Annotated in this window: 13 protein-coding genes; 7 read left to right on the top strand and 6 right to left on the bottom strand. The window is 44.6% G+C overall.

Features of this window, described 5'->3' with window-relative positions; translation table 11 throughout:
- Positions 1–134: 134 nt before the first annotated feature.
- Positions 135–1,523, bottom strand: coding sequence for an MFS transporter (locus tag BN8899_RS10830; protein ID WP_065219378.1), 1,389 nt, complete (start codon positions 1,521–1,523; stop codon positions 135–137).
- A gap of 114 nt (positions 1,524–1,637) precedes the next feature.
- Between BN8899_RS10830 and BN8899_RS10825 the strand changes: the two genes are divergently transcribed.
- Entirely contained in the window at positions 1,638–2,174 is a 537-nt protein-coding gene (locus BN8899_RS10825; protein ID WP_065219377.1) for a TlpA family protein disulfide reductase, read from the top strand.
- A 72-nt stretch (positions 2,175–2,246) separates the two neighbouring features.
- Here the strand turns inward: BN8899_RS10825 and BN8899_RS10820 are convergent, their stop codons facing one another.
- Positions 2,247–4,598 (bottom strand): S9 family peptidase, encoded by a 2,352-nt coding sequence (locus BN8899_RS10820; protein ID WP_065219376.1) that lies wholly within the window; start codon positions 4,596–4,598, stop codon positions 2,247–2,249.
- Between the two features lie 245 nt (positions 4,599–4,843).
- Between BN8899_RS10820 and BN8899_RS10815 the strand changes: the two genes are divergently transcribed.
- Together BN8899_RS10815 and pckA are read left to right on the top strand one after the other, a co-directional pair.
- Positions 4,844–5,416 carry a DNA alkylation repair protein gene (locus BN8899_RS10815; RefSeq protein WP_065219375.1) on the top strand — a complete coding sequence of 191 codons (573 nt, stop codon included), beginning with the start codon at positions 4,844–4,846 and terminating at the stop codon, positions 5,414–5,416.
- A 134-nt stretch (positions 5,417–5,550) separates the two neighbouring features.
- Positions 5,551–7,158 (top strand): phosphoenolpyruvate carboxykinase (ATP), encoded by a 1,608-nt coding sequence (gene pckA / locus BN8899_RS10810; protein ID WP_065219374.1) that lies wholly within the window; start codon positions 5,551–5,553, stop codon positions 7,156–7,158.
- A 58-nt stretch (positions 7,159–7,216) separates the two neighbouring features.
- Here pckA and BN8899_RS10805 read toward each other — a convergent pair whose 3' ends face one another.
- The 4 genes from BN8899_RS10805 to lpxD form a co-directional block, all read right to left on the bottom strand.
- On the bottom strand, positions 7,217–8,047 hold the full coding sequence (locus BN8899_RS10805; protein ID WP_065219373.1) for a class I SAM-dependent methyltransferase: 831 nt from the start codon (positions 8,045–8,047) through the stop codon (positions 7,217–7,219).
- Positions 8,048–8,166: 119 nt separating this feature from the next.
- A complete protein-coding gene (gene lpxA / locus BN8899_RS10800; RefSeq protein ID WP_018337507.1) occupies positions 8,167–8,946 on the bottom strand; it encodes an acyl-ACP--UDP-N-acetylglucosamine O-acyltransferase in 780 nt (259 codons plus the stop codon).
- 53 nt (positions 8,947–8,999) lie between these two features.
- Positions 9,000–10,403: a bifunctional UDP-3-O-[3-hydroxymyristoyl] N-acetylglucosamine deacetylase/3-hydroxyacyl-ACP dehydratase gene (locus tag BN8899_RS10795; RefSeq protein ID WP_065219372.1), complete on the bottom strand. Its 1,404-nt coding sequence runs from the start codon at positions 10,401–10,403 to the stop codon at positions 9,000–9,002.
- Position 10,404: 1 nt separating this feature from the next.
- Positions 10,405–11,436 (bottom strand): UDP-3-O-(3-hydroxymyristoyl)glucosamine N-acyltransferase, encoded by a 1,032-nt coding sequence (gene lpxD, locus BN8899_RS10790; RefSeq protein WP_018337509.1) that lies wholly within the window; start codon positions 11,434–11,436, stop codon positions 10,405–10,407.
- A 520-nt stretch (positions 11,437–11,956) separates the two neighbouring features.
- Here lpxD and rimP point away from each other — a divergent pair.
- From rimP to BN8899_RS10770, 4 genes are all read left to right on the top strand, one after another.
- Positions 11,957–12,421, top strand: coding sequence for a ribosome assembly cofactor RimP (rimP, locus tag BN8899_RS10785; protein WP_018337510.1), 465 nt, complete (start codon positions 11,957–11,959; stop codon positions 12,419–12,421).
- 14 nt (positions 12,422–12,435) lie between these two features.
- Positions 12,436–13,674, top strand: coding sequence for a transcription termination factor NusA (nusA, locus tag BN8899_RS10780; RefSeq protein ID WP_018337511.1), 1,239 nt, complete (start codon positions 12,436–12,438; stop codon positions 13,672–13,674).
- 42 nt (positions 13,675–13,716) lie between these two features.
- On the top strand, positions 13,717–16,608 hold the full coding sequence (infB, locus tag BN8899_RS10775; protein ID WP_018337512.1) for a translation initiation factor IF-2: 2,892 nt from the start codon (positions 13,717–13,719) through the stop codon (positions 16,606–16,608).
- Between the two features lie 101 nt (positions 16,609–16,709).
- The gene (locus BN8899_RS10770) at positions 16,710–17,171 is read left to right on the top strand and encodes a protein-disulfide reductase DsbD domain-containing protein (RefSeq protein WP_026207463.1); all 462 of its coding nucleotides are present in this window, start codon (positions 16,710–16,712) and stop codon (positions 17,169–17,171) included.
- The last annotated feature ends 10 nt before the right edge of the window (positions 17,172–17,181 follow it).

Genomic DNA, 17,181 nt, shown 5'->3' with positions numbered 1-17,181 from the left:
TATATCAAAACAAGATAATATACTATCTCCAAGTGATTATTAAACGCATTATTTCGTTTTATAATCGAACGACAATCGAATAACAACCGCTTAAAAGATAGAGAAGAGTGGGAGAAGAGCCGAAGAGGAACACATCATGCCACAGTCTTCCTAGCATCCATACACCGTACCACCCGACCGTAAATAATCAGGGCGACAGCCGATACTAAAGCAATAGCGGCAAAATAATACCATATATAATGGGCGTTTGCCGAAGCGGCAGCCCACGAAGCCTCGCTGTCAAACAAAGCCCGGTCGGGACAGTATTTGCTTAACAGGAAACCCGATAACCCGAAACCGAAGATCGACGACAAGAAAGAATGCAAATGACTAAAACCGAGATACATCCCCTCCTCTCCCTTCGGAGCCTGCAACGAGAAATACTCCAGGAAACGGGGAGAAATAAACACTTCTGCCAATCCCTGGAACACGATACCCACGATCATCATAAACGCCACCGGATGCAACCCGAGAATCTCTCCACTCCCTAACATATTCCCGGATGCCATGCACAAGGCGGAAACAGGCATGATAAACATACCGCAGGTCATCGAGAACAGGGCGGATTTCTTACGCATGAACGAAGTAATCAGATTCACCGTCAACACGACCACCAGCGGGTTCACGTTAGCGTACCAACCGATGGCACTCCCCTCTCCCGCCAAACGGGTCACGTACTTCGGCATCGTGGCATACAACTGATGTTGCACCATCCAAAATCCCGTGATAATCAAAATCAAAACAATCAACCGACCGTTGGAACATACTCTGACCAAACCCGTCCATATCTGACGGAAAGTCTTTCCCTCCCCGGCGTGTTTATCACTCTTGTAAAACAGATAAATCGCTACCAGGGCAAGCAACGTCATTCCTGCCGAGAAATAATTCAACACGATCATTCCCTCGTGCCCCATGGCATCCCGCAAGGGAGTCACCAGCACTTTCCCGGAAAACGCCCCGATATTCACCATCCCGTAGAATATGGCAAATCCTTTAGCCCGGTTCTTCTCGTCCGTTTCCTTCGCCACCGTACCGGATATCACGCTCTTGATAAACGATCCCCCGATAATAAGCAATATCATGACAGGAATAATTCCATAGCGATAACCGCTTTCCTGCAACCCCGTGAATTTCGTCACGTAACCATACTCTACCAACCCCGTAGATGCAAGGAAATTAGGAAATAATCCCAACCCCAAGTACCCCAATGTCAACAAGGCGAACGCCAGTAACATCGATTTCCGGAAGCCTATCTTGTCGGCAAGAGCCCCCGAAAATGTCGGCAATAAATACAAACAAGCGGAAAATATTCCCGCGATAGTGGCAGCCTGAATATCCGAAAACCCGAGTACATTACTCAAATACAACGTGATTACGACAAATACTCCATAATAGGCGGCACGCTCTAGCAATTCTACCGTGTTGGCAACCCAAAACGCTTTACTAAACTTTACTCTCTCTTTCTTTTTTGTTGTCACACTCATACAATTAATTATTACTAACATTTTCACACGCTTGCAAAAATAACATTTTCCGATTACATACAAAGAGAATTCCATGTAATTCACTATCTTCACGCTCAAATTAGGAATAAGGTTATGAAAACGACATCTATTATATTACTTGCGTTATTTTCTTTGTTCTTTTCTTCTTGCGTGAAAGATAAAGACCAAGACGACGAAATAGAAAACTACATCAAGGCTGGTGACCAACTGCCGGACTTTACCGTGAAAAATGCTGCCGGGGAAGAACTGAACAGCGAGCAACTAAAGGGACACGTGACGTTGCTCGTGTTTTTCATGACTACTTGCCCCGATTGTGAACGGGAGTTACCCAAGATCGAGGGCATATGGCAACAATTACATGAAAACACAGATTTCAAACTCGTCATGGTATCTCGGGCAGAAACAGCCTCCGACGTCAACAAATACTGGTCGAAAAACGAATTCAAGATGCCTTTCTATCTCGATCCGGCAAGAGAAGTTTTTTCACTTTTCGCCAATAGCACCATTCCCCGGGTCTACTTGGTAAACCGGGAAAATATTGTAACTTGGATGGCTATTGAAGAAATGGAATTAACCACTGAACAATTGATCGAAAAAATCGAAGAATTGATAGAAGCGGGAATATCTTGAAAAGAATTGCCGACCTTGCAATCAAAAAAATCACAAAATCGGCAATCACGGAATAAAATATCAAATTCCTTTTTACAATCGCATAAAGGCATCTATCTCCCGGAATTTATCGGAAGAAAAATCGCCCAACAAATATTTACCGAAATGGAACCACATCTTCCGTTGATAAAATTCTTGCGGCATACCTTGAAAACCATGACGTTGTCCGGGCAGTATCACCAAATCAAAATTCTTCCCGGCACGTAGAAGGGCATCCGCCATCCGAATCGTATTTGCCGGATGCACGTTATTATCCGAATCTCCCGTGACTAACATCAAATAACCCTTCAAATTCTTTGCCAATTCAATGTTCGTGGGGATACGGCTTGTAAATTTCACCTTTTCTTCGGTGATCGTGGAATCCTTCCCGGTGACGGAGTCTTTCACCGTCTTTTTCTCGAATGACTTCACCTCATTTATCCCGTGGTGAGTCTCTCCCCACCATTGGTTATATATATTGTTATCATGATTCCCCGCGGAGGAAACGGCTGCCGTATAGAAATCCGGGTAAGTACATATCGCCGCCGTGGACATAAAGCCTCCACCGGAATGCCCGAAAATACCGACCTTCGACTTATCTATAAAAGGATATCGCTCTGCCAATTGCTCGATCCCGCACTTATCGTCCGCCAAGGGATAATCGCGAAGATTACCGTGCCCGAACGTATGATACCACTTGTCCCGCAAAGGGCTGCCACCCCGGTGCCCGAAAGTCACCACGACAAAGCCAACTTGTGCCAGTGCCGTGTTATATGCCGCCTTGATACTAAATTTCAACGGGATCGCCTCCGTCTGGGGTCCCGGGTAAACATACGAGATAATCGGATAAGTCTTCGTGGAATCAAAATCTGCCGGCTTCCACATATAACCATAGAGATCGGTTACCCCGTCCGCGGCTTTCAATGTAAAAGGTTCCGGCATTCGCCAACCCGTGGCATAAAGAGCTGCCAGATCAGGCGAAGCCAGATCAAGAATCTTCTTCCCTTTATTATCCCGCAACACACTTTTAGGTTCCAGATCGACACGGGAATAATTATCCACGAAATAACGTCCCGACTCGGAAAAAACAGCCTCGTGCGTCGCCTGTTCCGGTGTCAACATTTCTACCTGACCGTTCCCGTCGATACGAGCCTTGTTTATCCGGGCAAAATAAGGGCATTCGCCTTTCACTTGCCCGTATCCCTCGAAATAAATCGTACGCCCGACAGTATCTATCTTAATCAGCTTCCCGGCAGTCCATGCCCCGGAAGAAATCGTGTTTTTCAAATTTCCCTCCCCGTCATAGTGATAGAAATGACCGTGCCCCGTGCGTTCCGACCACCAGATAATATCTTCCCCGTCATTCAACAGGGACAAGTTGAAAAATTCATTATTGAAATAAGGCTCATCAATCTCGCTAAACAACACTTTCACCTCGCCCGTTTCCGGGTTTACCCGACAGAAATCGATCTCGTCACACGTCCTCTTTTTTCTCAAAAAATAAAGACGTTCTACTTTCTTACCGGGAGTAAACAAACGAATTGTCTGATCTTTCCATTTCTCCACAGGTACTTTAATTTGCTTCTTATTCAACGTATCGAAAAGATAAAGCTCCTCTTGTTGCACGTTTTCGTCACCCGCCATCACGTATTCGTATTCGCTAAGCGTGGGACGGGAAGACAAATTATTCACGAGATACAAGGATTTAATCTTTCTCCGGTCTGTACGGCGAACGTAGAAACGTTCGGAATTCTCGAACCAAGTGACACGGGCATCCCTCCTTGCCGTTGAAGTATCCGTACCAGAAGAGGCATACGAATATTTTATCTCCCCGTCGGTTGTCAACTGAGTTTCCACCGAATCTTTCATGCGCAACATATACAAATTATGACTTTTGGCATACACGATATAAGAGCTGTCCGGGGAATAAGTTCCGAACAAGCCTGTCTTTTTCCGCGGAGCAGGCGGCGTTGACTTCTTCCTGGCAGAATCAATCTTAACCAACCGCCCAGTGTTGATATTATACTCGAAACGGAACGTGTCAACCATAAACTTCATAGTTCGCTCGTCATCCTTGAAAGTAATGCCCGAGATAGGAAGCTCCTGCTTATTCACGGGCTTATGAGTCACTTTGCTGATTTCCGCTGCCATAAAATCCCGATCAAACAACTCTCTTTGCGACTTTGCTTTGGGATCCACGAAAAAATAGCGCACTCCATCCGCTTTCCGGTAAGAATACCAAAACTTGTCACTCTTCTTCAAATAATTCGGCGCGACACTCGTCGAGCCGACCAAAGCTCTTGTGTCCATCTTCATAAACTTCTCCGCCTGCTTGTAATTCGCCTTTTGACAAACACCGGTCAAGACAAAAAAACAAAACAGCGAGCACGTGAAAAACTTAATCATCGTTCTTATTATTAAAACATTAATCTATTCGAGCACAATTTTGAAGCACGAAATTAGCGATAACCCGTGAAACAACCGTTTCACGTCCAAATCTTAATAAATATTTAACACATTTAGAAACTTTAATATAAGCGACTTCTACACAAACGTTTGAATATGTTATAAAATATCATTTTTATTTCCCCGAATCATTTATTTATCCCTACTTTTGTGAAGCAAATTTTTCACTAATGCATTGAGAAATAATGAAAGTATTCCCGATAAACAAAGAAACGGAACAAACCTTCAAGGAAATCAGCCGCCGAATCTTTCGCTTGCAAAACGGAAGAAGCCTCGACAGTATGGAGAACGTGGGGGCGGATACCCGGGGACAAATCGGGGCTAGTTACCTTTCTTTAAAAAATCTGGCAACCCGTTATTCCAAAGATCAAAAAGTGGCACAACTCTTGTGGGGTACAGGAAGACGGGAAGAACAAATTGTCGCTTGCTTTTTATTCCCCGTCGAGGATTTAATTACTGAAAAAATTACACAATTGTTAGAACATTGTCATAGCTTCGAGATCGCCGAATATTTCGGGACGCTAGTACTTTCCAAAAGAAAAGACTTGGAAAACCGGGTAAGCGAATACCTGCAATCCGCCTCTCCCTTTCTGCAAAGCGCAGCCCTCACCGCTATCGGGCGAAACCGGATAGACAATAAATTAAATCCCGTGTTTACCGATAGTTACATACGTGGGATCGACACAAACAAATTCATCGAGCCACACGTACAAACAGTGTACAACAGGATAAACACGTCATTACACGTTGACGGTTAATGCCGATGTGTTAATTATATATAAAGGCTCACGGGAAAGGGAAAGCTGATTGTTTATATCAAAATGTTTCCTAATTTTGTGGTCTGATTACGGAAAAAAGGAGTTAATTAATTTACAAACATAAATTTATTGCTATGTCAAAATTGGATTTAAGCATTTATGGAATCACAGGGGTGAAAGAAATCTTACACAACCCCTCATACGAAGAATTGTACAAGGCTGAAACAGACCCGAAACTGGAAGGGTACGAAAAAGGATATTTAACCGAACTCGGTGCCATAAACGTGATGACCGGTATCTACACCGGACGTTCTCCCAAAGATAAATTCTTTGTAAAGAACGAAGCCAGTGCCGACACAGTATGGTGGACTTCCGAGGAGTACAAGAACGACAACAAACCTTGCTCGGAAGAAGCCTGGGCTGATCTGAAAGCAAAAGCCGTGAAAGAACTATCCGGCAAGAAACTATATGTAGTGGATACATTCTGCGGTGCCAACGAAGGTACTCGTCTGAAAGTACGTTTCATCATGGAAGTGGCATGGCAAGCTCACTTCGTGAAGAATATGTTTATCCGTCCGACAGAAGAAGAATTAGCTAACTACGGGGAACCCGATTTCGTTTCTTTCAACGCTGCTAAAGCTAAAGTAGAAAACTTCAAGGAATTAGGGTTGAACTCTGAAACGGCTACCGTTTTCAACTTGAAGACCAAAGAACAAGTCATCCTGAATACTTGGTACGGTGGTGAAATGAAGAAGGGAATCTTCTCTATCATGAACTATTTGAACCCGTTACGTGGCATCGCTTCCATGCACTGCTCTGCCAACACGGATATGAATGGCAAGAACACCGCCATCTTCTTCGGTTTGTCCGGTACGGGTAAAACCACCTTGTCAACTGACCCGAAACGTCTGTTGATCGGTGACGACGAGCACGGATGGGATGACGAAGGCGTGTTCAACTACGAGGGCGGATGCTATGCTAAAGTAATCAACTTGAGCAAAGAAGCAGAACCGGATATTTACAACGCTATCAAACGTGACGCTTTGTTAGAGAACGTAACCGTTGACGCTAACGGCAAGATCGATTTCAATGATAAATCAGTTACTGAAAATACCCGTGTTTCTTACCCGATCTATCACATCAAGAATATCGTGAAACCGATTTCTAAAGGTCCGGCTGCCAAGCAGGTTATTTTCTTGTCAGCTGACGCATTCGGGGTATTACCTCCGGTATCTATCCTGACCCCGGAACAAACGAAATACTATTTCTTGTCCGGATTCACCGCTAAATTAGCTGGAACGGAACGTGGTATTACCGAACCGACCCCGACATTCTCCGCTTGTTTCGGTGCAGCATTCTTGTCATTGCACCCGACCAAATATGCAGAGGAACTCGTGAAGAAAATGGAAAAATCAGGAGCAAAAGCATACTTGGTAAACACCGGATGGAACGGTACCGGAAAACGTATCTCTATCAAAGATACTCGTGGTATTATCGATGCTATCCTTGACGGTTCTATCGACAAAGCCCCGACCAAGAACATCCCGTTCTTCAACTTCCAAGTGCCGACCGCATTACCGGGAGTTGATCCGAAAATCCTCGATCCTCGCGACACGTACAGCAACGCCAGCGAATGGGAAACAAAAGCAAAAGATTTGTCTGAACGCTTTATCAAGAACTTCAAGAAGTTCGAAGGCAACGCTGCCGGAAAAGCATTGGTTACCGCAGGTCCTAAATTATAATCTCAGGATTAGAACAACAAAAAAGCACTTCTTTCGAAGTGCTTTTTTATTATCATCTTTACTGCACTACAACACAAATCGTCTTACTATCCCCCGTGTAAGATTTACCGCTGATATCGTCATAATACCGGAATTCCGAGAACCCTGCATCCTGCAATTCCTTCGTCAAGGAATCTTTAGTAAATTCCTGATTCCAGATATTAAAACACTCACAATCATCCTCCGTGATAACGACATACTGTTCAAGGTAAATTTTAGCTTCATCATACTTGAAATTTCTTTGAATACACGCGTATGGCGAATCACTCCAAAACCCAGAACGCTCGTAACTCTCCATTTCGGACTCTTCAAAATCCACGTATTGTTCACTCGTGAAGCCATCCAAGACAAGCATCCCGCCCGGCTTTAACGCCCTTTTTGCCTTGCCCAACAACCGATGCCGATCTTCAGGCTTCAAAACTCCGAAATCACAGTAAATCAAAGTTATCACATCGAATTGCCGTTCGTACTCCATCTCAAGATAATTCATGTAATGGTAAGTGATCTGCCTATTTTCCCCAAAAGCCTGCTCCTTCGCATAGGCAATGGAACGCTCCGAGAAATCGACACCGGTAACCCGGAAACCCAAATCGTCAAAAACGGTGGCATACAACCCGGGGCCACATCCTAAATCGAGCAATTCTTTCCCTACCGGATTGGGGACAAGACTTGCTATCCAGATCGCGGAACGTTTGATAAATTCATGCTTTCGAGATGCCCCATCCGCATCAGGATTCAAATGCGCATCAAGCATATATTCAGATATATGCCCATCATCCCAAAACTTACTTGTACTTAACTGATACTCTTCAGGCTTATCCTTCAAAAACTCCAATATTCTTTTATACATAACCATCCCTTCTAAATTCAAATTAGCAAGCCAGTCCCGCCCAACAAACCAATTTAGACAAATAGAGCTTGACGATACCGCCAAGCTCTAAAATATATTAATTCTAAATGATGCACAGCTTAACCCATGTACCCCTTCATGATACCCCGTTTGCTACTACGCACGAACAAGATTATCTCATCGCGTTCTTTGGATGCTGCCATTTCAGCCTCGATCCGTTCAACCGCATCCGAAGTATTCAACCCGGATTGGAAAAGAATACGGTAAATATCCTGAATCTCGTTGATCTTCTCGTTCGAGAATTCACGACGACGCAACCCGATGGAGTTTACCCCAGCATAAGACAAGGGCATTCTTCCAGCTTTCACGTAAGGAGGTACGTCTTTCCCGATCAACGAACCACCTTGAATCATCACGTGGCGCCCGATATGCACGAACTGATGTACGGCGGTCATCCCCCCGATGATTGCGAAATCATCCACCACCACCTCACCTGCCAACTGGCAAGCATTGGTTATGATACAATTATTCCCGATCTCACAGTCGTGGGCAATGTGAACGTAAGCCATAATCAAACAATTGTTCCCTACCTTGGTAATTCCTTTCGCGGCAGTACCCCTATTTATGGTGGCGCATTCGCGGATGGTCGTGTTATCACCGATCACCACGATAGATTTCTCGCCTTTAAACTTCAAATCCTGGGGGACAGCAGAAATAACAGCTCCCGGGAAAATCTTACAATTCTTCCCAATGTGCGCACCTTCCAGGATCGTAACATTCGAGCCAATTCTTGTCCCCTCCTCTATAACAACGTTCTTGTCAATCGTTACAAACGGTTCAATTACCACGTTATCAGCAATTTGAGCCTCTGGATGAACATAAGCCAACGGTTGTTTCATTCGTTTTTTATTTAATGATATATATTATTTTCATTTTTGCGGATGCAAGTTTACTAATCCTTCTTGTTTTTTGCAACTTGCGCCATAAATTCCGCAACTTCACATACTAAAGTTTTACCAACGAAAGCATACCCTCTCATCGTCACGATCCCGCGGCGTATGGGAGCAATCCTCTCCAATTTGAATACCAACGTATCCCCCGGAACCACCTTATGACGGAATTTGATGCCATCAATTTTAACAAAATAAGTGGAATAATTCTCCGGATCTTCCACCTGATTCAACACGAGAATACCACCGCATTGCGCCATCGCTTCCACGATCAACACACCCGGCATAACAGGTTCTTCCGGGAAGTGTCCCACGAAGAAAGGCTCGTTCATCGTCACGTTCTTGCAACCGATCACGATATCGTTCGTCACCTCGTAGATTTTGTCTACTAACAAGAAAGGAGGACGGTGAGGCAACAGGGAACGTACTTTGTTCACGTCCATCAACGGTTCGGAATCCGTGTCCACGTCCGGACGGACATCCCCGCGTTCTGCCTGCGCGATAGCCTTGCACATCTTTTGTGCCAAAGTCGTGTTTGCCTTGTGTCCCGGTCTTTCTGCAATCACGCGTCCCTTGATGAAACGTCCGCATAATGCCAAATCACCGATAACATCCAACAATTTATGACGTGCCGGCTCGTTATCAAAATACAAGGTCAGGTTATTCAACACGCCTTGTTTCACCTCGATAGAATCATAATTGAATAATTTCGCCAAACGATCCACTTCTACCTGAGAAATCTCCCGGTCAACGATCACGATGGCATTATCCAAATCACCACCTTTTATCAGGTTGTGCTGCAACAACGTTTCCAACTCTCTCAAGAACACGAACGTGCGACAAGGAGCTATTTCCTTAGCAAAGTCCGTCGTTTTGCTTGAATAAGAAGCGTATTGCATCTGCAAGTAAGGAGAATCGTAAGCAACAACTAAATTCACGTTGTAATCCGTATCGGGCAACAAGGTTAACTTGGTTTGCCCATCCTCGCTGCAATACTCCATTTGCTCTTTCACAACGAAATATTTCCGTTCTGCCGCCTGCTCCTCGATACCCACTTTCTCAATGGCTTCCACGAAATACTTCGCACTCCCGTCCAGGATCGGGAATTCTTCCCCGTTCAACTCGATCAGGCAGTTGTCGATGCCACAACCGTAAAGGGCTGCCATCGCATGCTCCATCGTGAAGACGCAAACTCCGTCTTTTTCCAGACAGCTGGCACGATCCATCAATTTAATATATGCAGCCAAAGCGGGAATCTCAGGAGTTCCCTCTAAATCTACCCGATGTATTTTATATCCGAAATTCTCTTCCGCCGGCTTGAAAGTCGCCGTTACCGTTTTGCCGGTATGCAAACCTTTTCCGCTCAAAGAGAATTCACTCTTTAAAGTTCTTTGCTTCACTGACATTTTATTTTGACTTTAAATTTGCAACTTCTTTTTCCAAATCTCTTAACTGCGAGTACATATCCGGCAATTTGCGGAACATCACGTAGCATTTCTGGTATTTCGGGTAATCGAAAGCAGGCGACCCGCGCAACACGGATTTCTCCGCTATATTGGAAGTGATACCGCTCTGAGCGGCGATCTGGGTTCCAGCCCCAATCGTCAAGTGCCCCACGATACCCACCTGTCCGCCAAACACGCAATTCTCCCCGATTTTCGTTGTCCCAGCGATACCCGACTGTGCAGCGATCACCGTGTTGCCACCCACGACAACATTATGCGCAATCTGCACCAGATTATCCAATTTCACTCCCGCATGAATGATAGTAGAACCCATTGTCGCTCTATCCACACAAGTGTTTGCCCCAACTTCCACGTTATCCTCCAACACTACATTCCCGATCTGCGGGACTTTCTTGTAATGATCTCCTTCCGGAGCGAAACCGAATCCATCAGCCCCGAGAACCGCCCCGGCATGCAAGATACATGATTTTCCCACAACACATCCCGTGTAAATCTTCACCCCGGAATAAATAATCGTGTTGTCCCCGACAGTCACCCCGTCGCCGATATAAGCCTGGGGATATATTTTTACATTATTGCCTATTTTTGCCCCTTTTCCTATATAAACAAATGCCCCGATATAAGGCTTTTCTCCTATCGTGGCACTTTCATTAATGTAAGACGGTTGTTCTATTCCCACTGGTTTCGGACGCATATCCTCGTACATCTGCAGCAACGAAGCAATAGCATCATAAGCCGATTCCACGCGGATCAACGTGCACGCATACTCGTGGGTAGGCTCGAAAGTTTTGTTTACCAGCACGATGGACGCTTGCGTCGTGTAAATATAGTGTTCATATTTAGGATTAGCAAGAAAAGCCAGCGTACCAGGCTTTCCCTCTTCTATCTTGGACACATTATTTACAATAACTTCCGGATCTCCATCCACAACTCCACCAAGCAGAGCTGCTATATCCTTTGCTTTAAACTCCATAATTCACAAAATTTCGGCAAACTTACAAATTTTATTTGGAACTATAGAAAGAATGTGACAAATATGTTTCATTTTTTCGAGTCACTCATTTTGTAAACAGTTAATTTATTGGACTTTCACGATGTATTTATCAAAGGAGTTCTCTTTTAAAACATATAGATTACCCAAATGAATTCAATATGACTAAAGCAGCAATTCCAGTGCAATACCATATAAAACGCTATTAAAACCCTATTTCTAGTACAGCGTTCTAATAGCGTTTTATAAGGGCAATAATAAGTTTTTTATGCTATTGCACTGGAATTACTACTTTAGTGTATGTATTCTATCGGATAAAAAGTAGGAATTACACTTATAAACGGACAACTCTACCGTGTAAGGAGAAGAGCTGCTATATCCTGCATTTTTTTCACACGAACCATTTGGAATAAAAAGAATTAATTGTATCTTTGCAAGCGGTTATTAACAGACGAGGGGGCGGTAAGTCCCCTCGTCTGTTATCTTAGAATTTGAGAATAGAATGAAAAGTAAAAGGGAAATACAAGAAATTATTGAATCCATACTGGAAGAAGGCGACTTGTTTTTGGTTGACTTGATCGTGTCCTCGGAAAACACGATAGAGGTTTACATCGATTCGCTACAAGGGGTCAACGTGGGCACCTGCCGGCAGATATGCAAAAAACTGGAAGCGCAACTCGACCGGGAAACCGAAGACTTTGCCCTCACCGTTTCGAGTGCCGGCATTGGTTACCCGTTCAAAGTACCCAAGCAGTATGAAAAAAACCTAAACAAAGAAGTTGAGGTAAAGCTACAAACCGGCGGGAAAATACAGGGAATATTAAAATCCTTTTCAGACGCGGGAATCACGCTCGAGTGCGAAGAGAAAGTTGCAGTTGAGGGGAAAAAGAAGAAAAGTATCGTAAAAATGGATAAAGATATCCCTTTCACGGATATAAAGGAGGTAAAAGACATTGTTATTTTCTAAACACACAAGATAAAATGGAAAACATTAATTTGATTGATTCATTTGCAGAATTCAAAGAGCTAAAAAATATCGACAGAGCCACCTTGATGAGAGTTTTGGAAGACATCTTCAGAAATATGCTTATCAAACGATATGGCACAGACGAAAATTTTGACATCATTATCAATATAGACAAAGGGGACTTGGAGATCTGGAGAAACCGCACGGTTGTGGAAGATGCGGAATTCGAGAACCCGAACACACAAATATCATTGACCGACGCCAAGAAAATAGATTCCGATTACGAGGTGGGAGAAGAAGTCACCGACGAAGTGAAATTCAAAGACTTCGGGCGGCGTTCTGTTTTGGCATTAAGACAAAACCTGTCGGCTCGAATCCTGGAATTGGAAAAAGACCACATTTTCACGAAATACAAAGAGAAAGTGGGTCAGATCGTGACTGGGGAAGTTTACCAGGTATGGAAAAAAGAAATTCTGGTACTTGACGACGAAGGGAACGAATTGATATTACCCAAACAAGAACAAATCCCGAGTGATTTCTTCAAGAAAGGGGATACGATTCGCGCCGTGGTCATCCGGGTTGAAATGAGAAACGCCTCTCCTTACATCGTTCTTTCCAGGACATCACCCGTGTTCCTCGAAAGATTGTTCGAGAACGAGGTGCCGGAAATATTCGACGGTCTTATCACGATCAAAAACGTGGTACGGGTTCCGGGCGAACGTGCAAAAGTGGCTGTCGAATCTTATGACGACCGTATCGACCCCGTGGGAGCCTGCGTGGGTATGAAAGGATCGCGCATACACGGGATTGTCCGGGAATTGAGAAACGAGAATATCGACGTCATCAACTACACGAACAACGTACAACTTTATATCACCCGTTCGTTGAATCCCGCCAAGATCAACAAAATCGAACTGGATGAAGAAAACAAAAGAGCAAACGTGTTCCTGAACCCGGAGGAAGTATCCCTGGCGATCGGTAAAGGCGGCTTGAACATCAAACTGGCAAGCCAGCTCACCGGATACGAGATCGACGTGTACCGCGAAGTGGAACAAGCAGAGGAGGAAGACGTGAATCTGGAAGAATTCTCCGACGAAATCGAACCGTGGATCATTGAAGAACTGAAACGCGTAGGTTGCGATACCGCCAAGAGCGTACTGGAGTTAAGTGAATCAGAATTAGAGAGCAGGACTGATCTTGAGATAGAGACCATCAGGGAGGTTCTCAGAGTATTAAGAGCCGAATTTGAATAAGGACGCTCAAGGTTATGAATGCTTGTAAAATAAAATCTTAATATGGCAGTTAGACTAAGTAAAGTTGCTAGAGAATTTAACGTAGGCTTGTCCACGATAGTGGATTTCCTACAAGATAAAGGGATTAAGATTTCATCTGATCCGAACGCGAAGTTAACTGATGAACAATACTCTTTGATAGCCAAAGAGTTCTCCACCGATAGCGAGGCTAAAAAAGAGTCCAATCGCGTTGACTTAAAAAACTCGCGGACAAAGAAAGAGACCGTTTCCATCGATAACATGGGCGAAATCACGGAATCTCATCAACCGGAATTTATTTCCGTGAAAGACGAGATCAAACTGGAAAGCAAAATAAAAGTTGTCGATCATATCGACCTGAACAAACTCAATAAACCCAAACCGGAAGAAAAGGTAGAGGAAAAGAAAGAGTTGAAGGAAGAGAAAAAAGAAGAAAAACAGGAAGAGAAGAAAGAGGAAGCACCCGTGGAAGTTCAAGTAGAAGAAAAAACGATTGCTGCGCAAACGGAGATACGCCAAGAAGAGCAAATCCCCGTTGCCCAATCGACCCCGAAAGTTCTTGTAAAACAACCGAGAGAAGAGATAAAACAGGAAACTCCACGAGAAACGGAAGAAAAAACTTCCAACACGGAGAAACAAGAAATCAGCTATAAATCCCCGACCCCAACCATAAAAGACGTGAAAGTTGTAGGGTCTATCGATTTAGACGCTATCAATCAACGCACTCGTCCTCCGAAAAAGAGTAAACAAGAACGGGAAAAAGACAAGCGCGAGTTGAAGAAGAAATCTCTTATTCCACCGAAAAGTACGGACGAGATTTCTCTAAAGAGAAATGTTCCGATTAAAAAAGAGGAAGTGGAGGATTCTGACGACACGGAAATTCGCAAAAAGAGAAAGCGCATCCTGAAAAAGGACGAAAAAATCAGCATCGACACATCCAAAACGGCAAAACAGGAAGAGAACAAAAAGAAGCTCAAAAAAATCAAGAAAAAGAAAGCCAGCAAGGCTGAAATTTCGGAGGAAGACGTTCAAAAACAAATCAAAGATACGTTTGCCCGCCTCGGAAGCAAAGGAAAGACAAAGGCTTCCAAGCACCGGAGAGACAAACGGGACGCTGTGCACCAGAAAATGCAAGCCGAAATGGAGCAAGCCGAAATGGAAAAGAATGTTCTTAAACTCACGGAATTCGTTACGGTTAGCGAGTTAGCCACCATGATGGATATTTCCGTGGCAGAGATTATCTCGGCTTGTATGTCGCTCGGGCTATTCGTATCTATCAATCAACGCCTGGACGCCGAAACCATCAACATCGTGGCAGAAGAATTCGGATTCGAGGTTGAATTTGTCAGTGTGGACATTCAGGAAGCGATCGAGGAGGAAGAAGAAGAAACAGAAGATATGCTGGAGACACGTTCCCCGATCGTTACGGTCATGGGACACGTCGACCACGGTAAAACATCTTTGCTCGACTATATCCGTAAAGCAAACGTGATCGCCGGTGAAGCGGGAGGTATCACGCAGCATATCGGGGCTTACAGCGTGAAATTGACCGACGGAAGAATGGTAACTTTCCTGGATACCCCGGGTCACGAGGCGTTTACCGCCATGCGTGCCAGAGGTGCACAGGTAACCGATATCGCCATCATTATCATTGCGGCTGACGACAGCGTGATGCCACAAACCGTGGAGGCTATCAACCACGCTAGTGCGGCAGGCGTACCGATCGTATTCGCAATCAACAAGATCGACAAACCGGGAGCTAACCCCGACAAGATACGGGAGGAACTGGCAGCCATGAACTACCTCGTGGAAGAATGGGGCGGTAAATACCAATGCCAGGAAATCTCCGCTAAAAAAGGATTGCACGTGGAAGAGCTACTGGAAAAAGTATTGCTTGAAGCGGAAATTCTTGAATTGAAAGCCAACCCGCACAAGAAAGCGACGGGTTCTATCATAGAATCCTCACTGGATAAAGGACGCGGATACGTTGCCACCGTCCTGGTACAAAGCGGAACTCTCCATGTCGGAGATGTCGTGCTTGCCGGACAATATTTCGGGCACGTGAAAGCCATGTTCAACGAGCGGGGTGCCAAAATGGAAGAAGGCGGACCTTCATGCCCGGCATTGATCCTCGGGTTGAACGGGGCGCCCCAAGCCGGTGATAAATTCAACGTGATGGCGAACGAGAAAGACGCTCGCGCCCTTGCCAACAAACGCGAGCAACTGCAACGCGAGCAAGGATTGCGCACGCAGAAACATATCACGCTGGACGAAATCGGAAGACGTATCGCGATCGGAAACTTCCAGGAACTGAACATTATCGTGAAAGGCGACGTGGACGGTTCTATCGAGGCATTGTCCGATTCGTTAATCAAACTGTCTACCCCAGAAATCCAGGTAAACGTGATCCACAAGGCGGTAGGTCAGATCTCCGAGGGCGATGTCATGCTGGCAGCAGCATCCAACGCTATCATTGTCGGATTCCAGGTTCGTCCCTCTTTGGGAGCCCGGAAACTGGCAGAAAAAGAAGAGATCGACATCCGGCTCTACTCCATCATCTACACGGCAATCGAGGAAATCAAGGCCGCCATGGAAGGTATGCTCTCTCCCGAATTCAAGGAAGAAATCACCTCTACCGTGGAAGTGCTTGAAACCTTCAAGATTTCCAAGGTGGGAACCATTGCCGGTTGTATCGTGAGAGACGGAAAGATCACCCGTTCCTCGAAAGTACGCGTGATCCGTGACGGTATTGTGATCTTCACTGGAGAATTGGGTTCACTGAAACGCTTCAAGGACGATGTGAAGGAAGTCAGCAAAGGATTTGAATGTGGTTTGAACATCAATAATTTCAACGACATTCAACAAGGCGACTTCGTGGAAAGCTTCGAAGAAGTAGCAGTGAAGAAAACATTATAATATTTTTAACAGTAAGCTAAGACAATTTCTCTCGATAATTTTGTACTTTGCATCACTAAAATTTTAGAGAGGAATTATTTTAAAAATTAATTGATTTACTCATGAAAAGACTTTTAATTCTTACAGCAATATTAACCATCATGGTTGGAGCTGCAAACTCACAGGTTCTGAAACCGGTGAAATGGCAAATTTCTTACAAGAAAGTAAGCGAGGGTGTTTATGACATCATCTGCAAAGCCACTATCGAGAGCGGCTGGCACTTGTATGACACAGAACTACCGGAAAATGGTCCCCAACCTACTATTTTCACCCTCGACGAGGATGAAACAGACGGTATCGAACTGGTAGGAAAATTCAAAGCTACCACGGAACCGAAGGTTGAAAAAAGCGAGGCTTTCAACATGGAGTTGAAATACTTCGAGGGAACAGTAACCTTTGTTCAACGCGTGAAATTGAAAAAGGACACCGCTAAACTGGTTGCCAACGTTGAATATATGGCTTGTTCAGGCAGCCAATGTATTCCTCCCGCCGAAGAAGAAGTCAATTTTGAATTGAAAAAATAAACAGAAGCCG

The organism is Butyricimonas sp. Marseille-P2440, assembly GCF_900091675.1.
Lineage (GTDB): Bacteria > Bacteroidota > Bacteroidia > Bacteroidales > Marinifilaceae > Butyricimonas > Butyricimonas synergistica.
The sequence above is the reverse complement of the archived record's forward strand: the minus strand, read 5'-3'. Positions and strand labels throughout refer to the sequence as shown.

What these genes read in the sequence shown, in the direction of transcription:
- BN8899_RS10830 (WP_065219378.1), bottom strand. Translation starts at nt 1,523, where the DNA reads ATGAGTGTGACAACAAAAAAGAAAGAGAGAGTAAAGTTTAGTAAAGCG.
- BN8899_RS10825 (WP_065219377.1), top strand. Translation starts at nt 1,638, where the DNA reads ATGAAAACGACATCTATTATATTACTTGCGTTATTTTCTTTGTTCTTT.
- BN8899_RS10820 (WP_065219376.1), bottom strand. Translation starts at nt 4,598, where the DNA reads ATGATTAAGTTTTTCACGTGCTCGCTGTTTTGTTTTTTTGTCTTGACC.
- BN8899_RS10815 (WP_065219375.1), top strand. Translation starts at nt 4,844, where the DNA reads ATGAAAGTATTCCCGATAAACAAAGAAACGGAACAAACCTTCAAGGAA.
- pckA (WP_065219374.1), top strand. Translation starts at nt 5,551, where the DNA reads ATGTCAAAATTGGATTTAAGCATTTATGGAATCACAGGGGTGAAAGAA.
- BN8899_RS10805 (WP_065219373.1), bottom strand. Translation starts at nt 8,047, where the DNA reads ATGTATAAAAGAATATTGGAGTTTTTGAAGGATAAGCCTGAAGAGTAT.
- lpxA (WP_018337507.1), bottom strand. Translation starts at nt 8,946, where the DNA reads ATGAAACAACCGTTGGCTTATGTTCATCCAGAGGCTCAAATTGCTGAT.
- BN8899_RS10795 (WP_065219372.1), bottom strand. Translation starts at nt 10,403, where the DNA reads ATGTCAGTGAAGCAAAGAACTTTAAAGAGTGAATTCTCTTTGAGCGGA.
- lpxD (WP_018337509.1), bottom strand. Translation starts at nt 11,436, where the DNA reads ATGGAGTTTAAAGCAAAGGATATAGCAGCTCTGCTTGGTGGAGTTGTG.
- rimP (WP_018337510.1), top strand. Translation starts at nt 11,957, where the DNA reads ATGAAAAGTAAAAGGGAAATACAAGAAATTATTGAATCCATACTGGAA.
- nusA (WP_018337511.1), top strand. Translation starts at nt 12,436, where the DNA reads ATGGAAAACATTAATTTGATTGATTCATTTGCAGAATTCAAAGAGCTA.
- infB (WP_018337512.1), top strand. Translation starts at nt 13,717, where the DNA reads ATGGCAGTTAGACTAAGTAAAGTTGCTAGAGAATTTAACGTAGGCTTG.
- BN8899_RS10770 (WP_026207463.1), top strand. Translation starts at nt 16,710, where the DNA reads ATGAAAAGACTTTTAATTCTTACAGCAATATTAACCATCATGGTTGGA.